This is a genomic window from Roseateles sp. GW821-FHT09H10 (genome assembly GCF_059415865.1).
Window position 1 is genome coordinate 445,994 of sequence record NZ_JBWKOB010000002.1, and the last position, 11,995, is coordinate 457,988.

At 68.5% G+C, this 11,995-nt stretch carries 10 protein-coding genes; 3 read left to right on the top strand and 7 right to left on the bottom strand.

Going from position 1 to position 11,995, the window contains the following annotated elements; all coding sequences use genetic code 11:
• Positions 1-21 precede the first annotated feature (21 nt).
• Positions 22-1,368 carry a PQQ-dependent sugar dehydrogenase gene (locus AC07OY_RS09970; protein WP_495042407.1) on the top strand — a complete coding sequence of 449 codons (1,347 nt, stop codon included), beginning with the start codon at positions 22-24 and terminating at the stop codon, positions 1,366-1,368.
• A gap of 3 nt (positions 1,369-1,371) precedes the next feature.
• On the opposite strand, the gene AC07OY_RS09975 is transcribed toward AC07OY_RS09970, so the two are convergent.
• The 6 genes from AC07OY_RS09975 to AC07OY_RS10000 all read right to left on the bottom strand — a co-directional run bounded on the left by AC07OY_RS09975 (position 1,372) and on the right by AC07OY_RS10000 (position 9,464).
• Entirely contained in the window at positions 1,372-1,725 is a 354-nt protein-coding gene (locus tag AC07OY_RS09975; RefSeq protein WP_495042408.1) for a DUF1428 domain-containing protein, read from the bottom strand.
• Between the two features lie 110 nt (positions 1,726-1,835).
• Positions 1,836-5,183, bottom strand: coding sequence for a P-loop NTPase fold protein (locus AC07OY_RS09980; protein ID WP_495042409.1), 3,348 nt, complete (start codon positions 5,181-5,183; stop codon positions 1,836-1,838).
• A gap of 73 nt (positions 5,184-5,256) precedes the next feature.
• Positions 5,257-6,828, bottom strand: a complete 1,572-nt coding sequence (locus AC07OY_RS09985) for a hypothetical protein (protein ID WP_495042410.1) — start codon at positions 6,826-6,828, stop codon at positions 5,257-5,259.
• An 8-nt stretch (positions 6,829-6,836) separates the two neighbouring features.
• Complete coding sequence (locus AC07OY_RS09990) at positions 6,837-7,229, bottom strand: hypothetical protein (protein ID WP_495042411.1); 393 nt, start codon at positions 7,227-7,229, stop codon at positions 6,837-6,839.
• A gap of 22 nt (positions 7,230-7,251) precedes the next feature.
• Complete coding sequence (locus AC07OY_RS09995) at positions 7,252-7,815, bottom strand: hypothetical protein (RefSeq protein ID WP_495042412.1); 564 nt, start codon at positions 7,813-7,815, stop codon at positions 7,252-7,254.
• Positions 7,812-9,464 (bottom strand): hypothetical protein, encoded by a 1,653-nt coding sequence (locus tag AC07OY_RS10000; protein WP_495042413.1) that lies wholly within the window; start codon positions 9,462-9,464, stop codon positions 7,812-7,814. The genes AC07OY_RS09995 and AC07OY_RS10000 overlap by 4 nt, the downstream gene beginning before the upstream one ends.
• Before the next feature lie 166 nt (positions 9,465-9,630).
• Between AC07OY_RS10000 and AC07OY_RS10005 the strand changes: the two genes are divergently transcribed.
• Together AC07OY_RS10005 and AC07OY_RS10010 are read left to right on the top strand one after the other, a co-directional pair.
• A complete protein-coding gene (locus AC07OY_RS10005) occupies positions 9,631-9,906 on the top strand; it encodes a hypothetical protein (RefSeq protein ID WP_495042414.1) in 276 nt (91 codons plus the stop codon).
• Between the two features lie 80 nt (positions 9,907-9,986).
• On the top strand, positions 9,987-10,187 hold the full coding sequence (locus tag AC07OY_RS10010) for a hypothetical protein (RefSeq protein WP_495042415.1): 201 nt from the start codon (positions 9,987-9,989) through the stop codon (positions 10,185-10,187).
• 66 nt (positions 10,188-10,253) lie between these two features.
• On the opposite strand, the gene AC07OY_RS10015 is transcribed toward AC07OY_RS10010, so the two are convergent.
• Complete coding sequence (locus AC07OY_RS10015; protein ID WP_495042416.1) at positions 10,254-11,849, bottom strand: M20/M25/M40 family metallo-hydrolase; 1,596 nt, start codon at positions 11,847-11,849, stop codon at positions 10,254-10,256.
• Positions 11,850-11,995: the final 146 nt, after the last annotated feature.

The window sequence follows — 11,995 nt, forward strand, 5'->3', positions numbered from 1 at the left end:
GTCGCTCGCACAAGGATGGCCATGCCTCACCTCCGCCTCGCACAAGGGTTGTCGGCCTGTTGCCTGCTGCTTGCCGGTGGACTGCCCGTTCACGCCGACGAGAGCAAGCTGCCACCCAATGCCGATGTCGGGCCCAACCCCACGCTGGTCAAGCCAGTGAAGTCCGCAATTCCTACGGTCAATATTGCGCCGGCCCAACCCTGGCGCGAGAAGCAAGGCCCGATGCCCGCCGCCGGCCTGCAAGTGACGGCCTTCGCCAGCGGGCTGGACCATCCGCGATGGGTCCATGTGCTGCCCAATGGCGACGTACTCGTGGCCGAGACCAACGCGCCCGAGCGCCCCGACGACGCCAAGGGCATCAAGGGCGCCGCCATGAAGCTGTTCCAGAAGCGCGCCGGCGCCGCGCCCAAGAGCGCCAACCGCATCACGCTGCTGCGCGACACCGACGGCGACGGCAAGGCCGATCAGCGCACCGTCTTCCTGTCGGGACAGAACTCGCCCTTTGGCATGGCCCTGGTGGGCGAGCAGTTCTATGTCGCCAACACCGATGCCGTCATGGCCTTTCCCTACAAGCCGGGCCAGACCCAGCTGGACGCCGCCACCGGCAGCAAGCTGACGGACCTGCCGGGCGGCACCCTCAACCACCACTGGACCAAGTCCCTGATCGCCAGCCCCGACGGCAGCAAGCTCTACGCGACGGTGGGCTCCAACAGCAATGTGGCCGAGAACGGCATGGAGGCCGAGGAAGGGCGCGCCGCGATCTGGGAGATCGACCGCGCCAGCGGCGCCAAGCGCCTCTACGCGACGGGCCTGCGCAACCCCAACGGCATGGCCTGGATGAAGGCGGGCGGCGCCACGCTGCTGTGGACGGTGGTCAATGAACGCGATGAGCTCGGCAGCGACCTGGTGCCCGACTACCTGACCTCGGTCAAGGACGGCGCCTTCTATGGCTGGCCCTACAGCTACTACGGCCCCCATGTGGACGACCGCGTCAAGCCGCCGCGGCCCGATCTGGTGGCCGGCGCGGTCAAGCCCGACTACGCCCTCGGCTCGCATGTGGCGCCGCTGGGCCTGGCGGCCGCGGCAGGCAAGCTGCCGGCCGCCCTGGCCGCCGGCAAGGGCGACCAGGGCGTGTTCATCGGCATGCACGGTTCCTGGAACCGCAAGCCCCTGTCCGGCTACAAGGTCGTCTACCTGCCCTTCGCCGACGGCAAGCCGGTCGGGCTGCCCATCGACGTGCTGACGGGCTTCGTCGACGCCGACGGCAAGGCCCGCGGCAGGCCGGTGGGCGTCGCGATGGACAGCCGCGGCGGCCTCCTCGTCGCCGATGACGTCGGCAACATCATCTGGCGCGTCTCGCCGCGCTAGGACTCAGGCGTCGACGATCACCTCGAAGCCGCCGAAGATCATGCGCTGCCCGTCGAAGGGCATGCCCTCGGGCCCCTTCTGCATCTGGGGGTGATCCATCACCTGCTTCATGCCCTCGTCGCGGGTCTGCTTGGACGGCCAGACCACCCAAGAGAACACGACCGCCTCGTCGGGCTTGCGCTGCACGGCCATCGAGAACGAGGTGACCTTGCCCTCGGGCACGTCGTCGCCCCAGCATTCCACGACCTGCAGCGCGCCATGCTGCTTGAACAGCGCTGCGATCTCCACCGCCAGCGTGCGGTAGGCCTCGCGCTTGGCCGTCGGCACGGGGACCAGATATCCGTCGACATAGTTCATGGGGTCTCTCCATCGAGCATGCACGGCAACACCGCCGCTGCTTTGACGACGATGGACGATGGCCCATTTCGACAGAACCCGGCGCGCCGGTGTAAGCGCTTGTTGCGACCTCAGTACTGCAGCCCTGGCAGGGGGGCGCCGTCGGCCGGCGCCACGCGCCGCCGCCAGGTGTGCCAGTCATGCCCCGAGGCCAGCGAGTAGCGGGCCACCTCCTGGGGTTCGAGCGAGAAATCGCCGACCGTCTCCTGCACACCGATGCCGGCCAGCAGTCCGGCCGTCTGCTGCCAGGCCTCGGTGATGCGCTCAGCTTCGCCGGGCGCGGCGACGCGGGCGCGGATGGCGTCCACCAGGCGCTGGCCGGGCTTGTCGAAGGGCGGGCTGCCTTCGTGGATGCCGCGCAGCAAGGCGCTGGCGATCAGCGGCCGGCCGAAGAGCAGGGCCAGCATGACCAGGCAGGTGCCGGCCCGCGGGCCATTGTCGAAAGCCTCCACCTCCTCGACGGACTTGCCGGCCTTGATGACGCGGTAGACGTTGACGAGGCGCTTGGTGAGGCGCGGCGTGGTCAGCAGGGGCGCCAGGCGCACGATGAGGGCGCGCTCCTCCTTGCCGATGCTGACGGGCCGCGAAGGCCGGCGCGCGGGCCGGGCGGCCGCGGAAGATTCGCCGCCAGCTCCGGCGGCAGCGCCGGACACCAAGGCAGCCGCAGCGCCGGGAGACGCCGGCTGCGCGCCCGCTGCGGCCGGCGCCGCGAGAGCGGGCGCGTCTGCCGCCTTGGCGGGCGGCGCCTGACCGGCCTCTCGATCGTCGCCCGGCGGCAGTGGGCCGGCGAGCGCGTCCACGTAGTCGCCGATGAAGGCCGAATGCATGGGCGCCAGGGCGTAGGTGATCTGGAAGATCTTCTCCAGATAGTTCTGCGGTGTGGAATCGCGCAGCGCATGGTCCGCGCTGTCGTCGCTGCTGAGCAGGTCGTTGTAATAGACCTGCAGCGCCCGCATCAGCCAGCGCGAGTCCACCGCGACGATGACGACGAACAGGTCCAGGGCCAGCAGCAGGTGCACGGCCTCCAGCATGTTGACGACATGGGCCGGGCGGCAGCGGTCCAGGTCGTCCACATAGAGGACGATGCGGTCGATGGGCTTGATGGGCGGCGCGGCGGCGTTGGCGTCGCTGGCGCCACTGGCCGCCGCCTCGCGCAGGTCCTTCATGTAGCGCGACAGCTCGCTGAAGTCCTTGTGCACCAGCGAGATGATCCCCTGCTGGGCGCGGTACTGGCCCGACTGCACCCGCTCCTGCAGGAAGCTGCCCAGGCGGTGCACCGGGTCCAGCGCCACCTGCTGGTTCATCAATTCGGCCAGGCGCGTGCGGGCCACATTGACGCTCTCCTCGGCGCTCTCCAGCTCGCGGCGGGCGCGCTCCACCCGGTGGGCCTGGGACTGGTCGCGCTCGTGCTGCGAGGTCTTGAGCTTTTCCAGCTGCGCGTCGAAGCCCTTCTGGATGCGGCCCAGGCCGTCCGCGAGCCGGTCCACCTGGGTCTTGGCGAGCTTCAGCGGCGCGATGAGGGCGCCCGTGAGGCCGGCCACCGCCGTGAGGATCTGCGAGAGCTTCTGCTGCCAGGCCGTCATCGTGCTCGCGTCGATCAGCGCCAGCGCGCCCGCCGCCGCGCCCAGCACGAGGATGACCGGCACGGCGATATGGGCCAGCGGCCGCTCCAGCAGGGCGGCGCCCAGGGCGGGCAGCCGGTTGCCCGAAGCGGCCAGTTCGCGCGCCGCCTTGTCCACGTCGTTGATGGTCTGCAGGGGCTCGCGCCAGCCGGCGGCGGTGGCCAGGGCCTGGAGCTTCTCGGTGGTGACCTCCTGCACATAGCCGCTCCAGGCCAGCAGGGCGCGCTTGTGCTGCAGCACCTCCTCGGCGCGCGCCAGGGCGGCGCGGCCGATGTCCACCTGGGCCTCGGCCTCGTGCACGGCGCCGCGGGCCTGCTTGATCTGCGACTCCAGGCTCTCGCGCGCCGCCTTCAGGTCGCGGGTGTCGCCCGCGGGCGAGACCTTGTGCCAGATCTCGTCGAAGACATGGGTCACGAGGCTGGCCCACAGATTGGCGTCGGACGCGTGCCAGGCATTGAACTCGATCTGCACCACCGTGGAATGCAGCTCGGGCCGGCGCTCGTCGGCCAGCGAGGCGATGTTCTTCTTCATCTGCTCGATGAAGAAGGACTTGCCCGACCCCCAGTCGCCCAGCAGGCCGATGGACAGCGGCGGCTTCACCTCCTTGTCCAGGATGAGGCGCGCGAAGGCCTGCGCCTCGGCCTCGACACCCAGCTTGTCCTCGCCCTCGTCGTTCTCCACCGAGTAGACGGCCCGGCGCGGCTGCGGCAGCGGCACGCCGGCCTCGCGCCACCAGAGCGCCCAATCGGCCGGCGGCCGGCTGACCTCTTCATTGGCGACGAAGCTGTACCAGAGGTCGCGCGCCTGCTCCAGGCCGTCGGCGCCGGTGGGAAAGGCGGGCAGCACGCCCTCGTCGGGGCAGAGCAGGGCCGCCGCGATGAGGTCGCGGCCCCAGATCACCACCCGCGCGGTACTGCCGGCCAGCGGCCGCTGCGCGCGCAACAGCTGGGCGAGCAGGGCGGGCTCGAATCTCGCGGCGGTGGGCATGGGCCCGGGCCGGACCGTGGCTTCTTCCTTGCCGGGCGGCACCAGCCGCTGCAGGCGCTGGAAGGACGGCGAGCCGCTGCCCAGCGTGGCCCGCGCGGCCCGCAGGATGTGGCTGGCGTTGATGGACGCGTCGCCGGCCAGCGCATGGGCCAGGCGCAAGGCCTGCTGGACATGGGTGACGACGGCGTCCAGGTCGAACTCCAGCTCGGCGGCCGGTGGCGGCGGCGGCGCGTCTGCATGGGCCATCTGCTGGCCGCCGGCGCGGCCGGGGTCGACCAGCTGCAAGGACCTGGCCCAGGCCTCGCGGTCTATGCCCATCGAGCGGAAATCGTCGACGTGATAGCCGGGCAGGGTCAGCATGGCCCACAGCACGTCGAAAGTTCCGACGGGCATGCCCGCCACCACGCGGTCCTGGCCGGCCTGCAGCGCCCGGCGCGCGGACACCGTGAAGGAGCGCGGCACACCGTAGTTTTCCTCACCCTCCTGGCGCAGCGCCTCGAAGCTGCCCATGGGCAGCCGGGTTCGCCGCAGCAGCGCAGGCAAGGCTTCCGGTGTCGCGGCGAACTGGGCGACCAGCCATTGGCCAGTGAGGTCTGAACCCGCCGCGAGGCCGACGAGCAGCGAGCTGAAGGAGACGTCGGCCGGGTCCTTGCCTTCATTCACCCAGCGCGCGCGGCGCAGGGCCTGGGCAAGGTCGGCATCCACCAGCGCCGTGCGCGCGGCGGCATCCTCCGGTGCGCGCAGGTCGATGACGGCGACCGCCTGGGCTGGGTGGTCCTCGTTGAGGCTGCTCGACGTGGATGCTTGCATGGCGGGAGGTGCGAGTGGGTGGCGCGGATCTTGGCGCCGCGCCACTCAGCAGGCAACCTCCTCCTTGATGAACTCAGCGCGGGCCCGTCAGCGTGGTCCTGAACGCAGAGAGTCCACTGAAGGTCGCTGCCGACACCTGGCCCAGACCCAGCCCCCAGAAGAAGGCCATCAGGAAATCGGCCACGCTGCCCCAGGTGGAGTTCGGGCTCCACAGTGTCAGCACCGCCAGCGCGCAGGCGACGAAGAGCGTGGAGACCTCTATGACCCCATCGAGCACCCATTGGCGCCAGCGGAGGCCAGCAGGAGTGAGCGGAGCCTTGAACATGGGTGTCACGCTTCGCCCCCTATTGCTCAAGGCGCTCGTCAGCTCAGCAAGCCCTGCCCCCGCCGTGGCAAGCCGCTCCAGTGCGTTCTTTTCCCAATCGGCGGGGAGATGGTCCAGGGTCTCCGCCTCGGCGCGAACGAGATCGATGCTCTCGGCAATCTTGTCCAGCTGGCGCAACTGTTCTTCGCCGAGGCCCGCTGCTCTCAGCAGCCGAACCCTGTCCTGGCACGCCGCCACCGCCCGCAGCACCACGATGCGCGGCCGTCGATCCTGCACCAGGTATTTCAGAACCATTGAAACCAGGATGCCCACCACGACGGGCACCAACATCAGCTGCCAGGGCCAGCGCACCGCCAGGTCGACGAGCTGTGTCTTCTCGTCATGCTCCGGTGAGGTGAATCGGAACTCGAGCTGGTAGCGGCCGGCGTCCAGGTACCCGGGCAAGCCAACCTGCATACGCTTCATCTTGCCGGGATCGACTTCCACCTCGTCATGGCTTTGCAGGGCCTTGCCGTCTTCGGTGATGCTGACCTTCTCCACGGGCAGGTTGTTGGCCGGCTCGCTGCCCTTCAGCTGAAGGAAATGCACGGTCCTGATGCGGAGCTTGAGGTCATCGTCCGCAGGCGCAAGGACGGGGATGGCGAAGGAATAGCCCTTCCTGTATTCGTCCCATCCTTCGCTCGCGACTCGCTGTGCCGAATCGACGGTATAGGCCGAGGGCTTGCGCGTCAGCTTGAAGCCGCGAACCACATCGGTGCCGTTGTCGACGGAGAGGCGCAGCACGGCCACATAGCTGCCCTTGCCGAGGCCGTCCGCCGCAAGTTCGATGTTGTGCGGCCAGCGCTCCACGCTGAAGGTCTTGACGGTGAACGGGTTCCCCTTCTCATCCAGCAGACACAGCTTGGCCGGCGGCCGGCCGTCCAGGGCCTGGAGCAGGCCCACGCTGACCGTCAGCTTGCGGGTGGTCGGCTCCGCGCCAGGCTTGTTGAGATCGACGGGAATGACGCCTCGCCAGTTCGGCAAGGGCGTCTCGCGCGCGATGGCGCTGCCGTCCTCACCCGGCGCGAGCAGGCTGACCTGCACGGCCGCCTTGGTGTCAGTCTCTGGTGCCGGCTTCGCGCGAAGCGCGCCATCGTCAGCGCCACCGTCCTTGCAATACGGCACCGAAAGGGCAGCGGCCGGGGCACTGGCCGCCGAAGCTCCCGCGGCGGGCGCGCTGGCAGCATCCGGGCCCGCCCCCAGGGCGGCACCGGCCAGAGCCAGCAACAAGGCGCCGGCCAACGCCCGGCGCCGCCCTTCGGTACGTGAAGGCTTTGCCAAGGTGCGCCTCAGGGAGTGATGCCCACGGCCGTGGCGAGATTGGCCAGCTCCTTCGCCAGGTCGACGATGGCCTCGGCGCGCTTTTGCTTGCGGATGAGCTCGGCCATCTCGGTGGCCAGCGCCTTGGTGCGGTCAATCATGGCCTGCGTGGGCGGGTTGATGGCCAGCGTGCCTTTGGTGAACGCGGCCTCCTCCTCCTGCGCCAGCAAGGCCAGCTTGCCTTCCAGCCTGCTGCGCAGCGCCCGCATCTCTTCCCGATCGTCCGGGTGAGCGCTGCCCGCCACCGCATCGATGGCCTCGATCTGGCTCAGCAGCACCCGGCGGTAGTCCTGGAACCAGGCTCGCGATGACTCGTTGCGCACGCCGCGGCGGAAAGCGTTTTTTCTTGCAATGGAACCCATGTTGTTCTCCTTTGGCGTGGCGTCACTTGCCCGCAGCCGAGGCAGCGGCTTCAGCGGCCTCGGCATTCTTCTTGATGATGTCCTGCGCTTCGCCGACGAACTTCTGCACGATGTCGAAGCGCTGCTGGGCCGACAGCTCGGTGCCCAGGTTGGCCATGGCCTTGCGCACCGCCCCCAGCTTGTCGCCGGACGCGGGCAGGTCCTTGGTGGTGGCCGCCAGCCGGTCGGCCAGTTCCTTGCGGGCTTTCTGTTCGTCGGCCTGCAGCCCGCCGTATTTCCGGGTGGCCTCGTCCAGGCGGCGCATGCTGGCCACGCGCATGGGGTGGCGGCTGCTGGCCTGGTCCAGGTAGTCGTCCATGGCGCGGCCGCTGGCGGCCTGGAGGGTGTCGTCGTCCAGGCGCTGGACGACGGCCTTGCGGCGCTCCGCGCTGGCTTCCATGAAGTCCTTGTGGCGCCGCAGCTCCTCCTGCAGCCCCTGGGTGAGCTGCATGCCGTTGTTGGCATGCTCCAGCGCAACCTTGGGAGTGCTGCAGCCGAGGCAGGCGCCGGCGCTCACCCACACGAGCAGATGGCGTATCGCGTTCATTTGTTCACTCCATGACCGATATAGCCCAGGGCCAGAAAGTTCAGCAGCCATTCGAAGTCGGCCGCCTTGAAGCCCAGCGCGCTGTATTCAGCGGCCTGAGTCACGGACGAGCCGATCAGGGCCGTCCACAGCGCCGTGTTGACCTCGGACAGGTCGACGTTGCGATCCATGGCCAGCGAGCGCCGTGTCGTCTCGGCCGTGGTGACCGGCCCTTCCAGCCGCGCATGGGTGTCCAGATAGCGGACGGCCCCCTCGAGCACGAAGAAACGATCGTTGGGCGACAGCTTGGGCCAGACGCCATCCAGGGTCGCGGCCTCCTGCTTGTCGCGCATGGCGCGTGCGGCATCGATCTGCGCCTTCGTGGACTGGTTGTTGTCGATGATGGCCCGCGCTGCCTTGCGCTCCTGCGCCGCTGCCGTCGCGGTGTTGCCGAGCAGCTGCTTGCCGTCATCACTGACGTTGTCCATGTCGTCGATGGCGGCCAGCCGCGCTTGCGCCTGCAGCAGGCTGGCGAGCACCACGGCGGCCCTGAGCTCGACCGACTGCTTCAGCCGCGCCGCCTCGACCTGTGCCGTCGCCAGCCGGGCCTGCTCCACGTCGCGCTGGATCAGCAGCGGCACGGCGGCACTCGCCTTGCTGTCCTTCACGGCCTTCAGCGAGTCGGCGATCTTGGGGAACAGCGAGATGGCCACCTCCAGCTTGGAGGCGGAATCGGCCGAGAGTTCCTTGCCTTCCTGGATGCTCTTGAGCAGCGCATCGATGCGCTCGATGCGTTCCTTGGACGCCAGCTCGACGCCCAAGGCCGCCTGGACCTTGCCCAGCTGCGCGATCGCCTTGGCCAGATCCTCGGCCTTCTGCTTGGCCGCTTCGCTGGGAGGCTGGCCCTTGACGAGGGCGGCGTCGTAGGCCTTTTGCGCCTTGTTGACCTCGATGAGTGCGTCGTCCACTTGGGCCTGGCGCTCGAGGAGGTCTTTCTGGTCGGCATGCCAGCCCGCGACGCGCGTCTTCAGCGCGCCGCCCCGGAGCTTGCCAACCGCGTCGACATAGGTCTTCTGGGCCTTGGCGATGTCGGCGCAGAACTGCGCCGAGTCCTTCAGCTCGCGGGCCGCGTCCGCCGCCAGCTGCGGCTCCTTGGCCTTCCAATCCTCGACGATCTGCTTTTTCGTGAGCAGTTGCTGGCAGCTGAAGGCCGGCACGCGCAGCGACCTGAGAAAGGCCTGGGTGCGGGCCAGCTCAAGCTTCGCCGTCTTCTCCTCGCGCAAGGCCGTCATCGCCGTCGACACGGGCGCCCTGGCGTCCGCCTCCGGTCCTGCAAGGGCCTCCAGAGACTTGGCGTAGGCGGCCCGGTAGTCGCCCGCCGGCATCTGGGCCAGCGCGCGCAGCTCAGCCTGGTAGAGCCCCTGCAGATGGCGGTTCCAGCCATCGACCTCGGCCTGGCGCAGTTGGGCCAGATTGGCGCGGTCGACCTCGAACAGAGGCTTCAGATCCACTTCCTTCCAGGCCTTGACCAGCTCCTCGCCCTGCTTCTGGCGCACCTCGCTGTGCAGCTTCAGTGGGCCGATGCTGCCGCAGCCTGCCAGCCCGCCGGCGAGCACCAGCGCCAACGGCAGGCACAGGGCCCGCCCATGGCGCCCGACACTTGAACACATCCTGTACATACGCAGCCCCTTCTTCCTGGCGACCACGCTCGGGCCGCAAGGCATTCTGGGTTCGCTGCCCTCACACACCATCATCAGATATGAGGACCCTGGCCGCGGTGATCAGCGTGTAGGTCCTGGCTCACGTGGTGAGCCGGTGCGACGGCACGATGGCCTCATGACTGAAGCACTCGACAACAGCCAGCCGTCACCAGGGGTACGGGCTGGCAACGGCATCCTGGCCCAGGTGCCCGGCCAGTACATCGCGCAGGCCAGCAAATCCCTGCCGGACCCGGCCTGCGCCCTCGACGACGTGATGTGCGTCGAGATAGACGCTGCAAGGGCCGGGCGCGTGCGCCTGACGTTCCGCAAGCAGCGCTACAGCCGACCGCGCGGCAACATTCCCTATGTCTCCTGGCTCTGCCGCCATGCCGAGCAGGTCGGCCCGGCCTGAGCCGCAGGAATTGCTGACCAATCCACACAGGATCCGCCGGTCCGGCGGCGTATCCTGAACCGCTGATTCGAAGCTTGACCATGAACGCGCCGTTGCTACCCCAGATCCTGCTGCGGCAGGGCAGCTCCCCGCAAACCGACCTGGACCTCGCCACCGAGGGCGTGCTGCGCTATGTGTGGAGCAGCCAGTGGGGCGACATGCTGATCGAAGCGAGAGACGGCGTGGTCTACGTCAACGGCCAGCGGGTCGATGCGTCACCGGCGCCGAAAGTCCGGGCCTGAATGAACCAGCGAGGGCCGCCCCCCGCTGGCTCCATCCGACGCGGCGATTCCTGAACTGCGCCTTGGCTACTGCATCAAGCGGCTCAGTGCAGCCTGCGGCTTGTAGGTCACCGTGAGGTTGTAGTTGCCGGCGGTGTAGCCCTTGAGCAGCACATAGACATCGCCGTTGGCGGTGATGTTGATGCTGCAGCTCTCGGTGGCCGTGCTGCCGTCGGACTTGCAGTCATAGCTGCTGGTGGTGGGCACCGTGGTGCGCCTGGCATACAGGTCGATGTCGCCGGTGCCGGTGGTGCTGGCCTTGAACGTGCCCACGCCGGCTTTGAACGGCCCGAAGCTGCGCGTCTGGTTGCGTGTCAGGCTGCCGCTGAAGGTCTCGGTCTTGTCGGGGATGCCGGTGCTGCCGTCGCTGCCCAGCTCCACCATATAGGCCAGCGCCATGCGGGCGAACTTCAGCGAGTTGTCGGCCTGGCTGCCCATGTTCGCGTAGGTGTCGTTGGCGGTATGGATGTAGGGGTTGTCCTGGCCCATCGCCGCCTCGAAGGGCATGGTGGCATAGTAGCCCTGGGCCGTCCACGATGCATGGTCGGAGCAGGCATAGCCGCAGCGGTCGGTGCCGATCTTCAGCGTGGGCAGATAGGTCTTGATGATGTTGGTGACGAAGGTGTTCTGCGCGCTGTCGGTGTAGTCGGTGTAGATGTAGATGTCGTTCACCGACCCCTTGTAGTTGGTCATGTCCAGCTGCATCACGCCCACCACATTGGTGCCGGCGTTGGCGAAGCTGGTGGCGATCTCCTTCGAGCCGCGCAGCCCCACTTCCTCGGCGGCATAGGCCATGAACTTCAGCGTGCGGCGCGGCTTGTAGCCGCCGGCGACCAGGGTGCGGAACACCTCGGTGAGGCTGGCCACGCCGGAGGCGTCGTCGTCGGCGCCCGGCGCGCGGCCGGTCTCGCTGGTGTTGGACTGGTTGATGGAATCCAGGTGGCCGCCCAGCACCACCACTTCGCTGGCGTTGTCGGTGCCCTTGATGGTGGCGATGACCGACTTCTGCCGCCAACTGGCGTGGGTGAACTGCTCCACCGTGACGTCGCTGCGGCCGCCGGCCAGCGTGGTCCAGCGCTGCTTCAGCCAGTCCGACGCGGCGACGCCGGCATTGGTCTGGTAGTAGCGGTTGACGTAGCTGGACAGGTCGACGATGGTCTGGCCGATATTGCTCGCCTGCATCTGGTTGAGCATGGGCGTGACGACGGACTGCTGGTCGATCACATAGCTGGGCCGCGTGACGGCGGCCACCGCGGCCATCTTGGCCGCGCCCGAATGGCGCTGCAGCGTGGCCAGCCCCTCCGCCTGGTTGGGGTGGAACATGAAGCCGCCGCAACGGTTCAGCTCGTGGTGGACTGCGGCCGACAGATGCAGCAGGTCATCCTCGTCCACCTGCACGAGGTGGATGCTTTCGGCACGGCGGCTTGCTGCAGTCGTGCTTTCAGTGCCGGCCAGTCGCGCCGTGGGCGCCACGCTGGCGTCCAGCTTCACGGCCGTGTGCTTCTGCAACTGCGCCAGGGCTGCATCGCCCAGGCTGATCCAGACTTTGTCGCCGGCATGGGCGAGGGAGGACAGCGCCAGGAGGCCGGCAAGGGCCAGGAGCTTGGATTGAAAACGCATCATTGGATTCCCCGATCAGGTGGATGGACACGGGATCACGGCCCGGCCAGCTCATGGCCGCCGGGCGCCAAGCGGTCCCGAACGCGTGCTCGCGCCGACATCAGCCACGAGCGGCCGCGATGCTCGGACGGCGCCGCGCGATGAACAAC

Excerpts from the sequence above, each read along its gene's own strand:
- AC07OY_RS09970 (WP_495042407.1), top strand. The coding sequence starts at position 22 with ATGCCTCACCTCCGCCTCGCACAAGGGTTGTCGGCCTGTTGCCTGCTG.
- AC07OY_RS09975 (WP_495042408.1), bottom strand. The coding sequence starts at position 1,725 with ATGAACTATGTCGACGGATATCTGGTCCCCGTGCCGACGGCCAAGCGC.
- AC07OY_RS09980 (WP_495042409.1), bottom strand. The coding sequence starts at position 5,183 with ATGCAAGCATCCACGTCGAGCAGCCTCAACGAGGACCACCCAGCCCAG.
- AC07OY_RS09990 (WP_495042411.1), bottom strand. The coding sequence starts at position 7,229 with ATGGGTTCCATTGCAAGAAAAAACGCTTTCCGCCGCGGCGTGCGCAAC.
- AC07OY_RS09995 (WP_495042412.1), bottom strand. The coding sequence starts at position 7,815 with ATGAACGCGATACGCCATCTGCTCGTGTGGGTGAGCGCCGGCGCCTGC.
- AC07OY_RS10000 (WP_495042413.1), bottom strand. The coding sequence starts at position 9,464 with ATGTGTTCAAGTGTCGGGCGCCATGGGCGGGCCCTGTGCCTGCCGTTG.
- AC07OY_RS10005 (WP_495042414.1), top strand. The coding sequence starts at position 9,631 with ATGACTGAAGCACTCGACAACAGCCAGCCGTCACCAGGGGTACGGGCT.
- AC07OY_RS10010 (WP_495042415.1), top strand. The coding sequence starts at position 9,987 with ATGAACGCGCCGTTGCTACCCCAGATCCTGCTGCGGCAGGGCAGCTCC.
- AC07OY_RS10015 (WP_495042416.1), bottom strand. The coding sequence starts at position 11,849 with ATGATGCGTTTTCAATCCAAGCTCCTGGCCCTTGCCGGCCTCCTGGCG.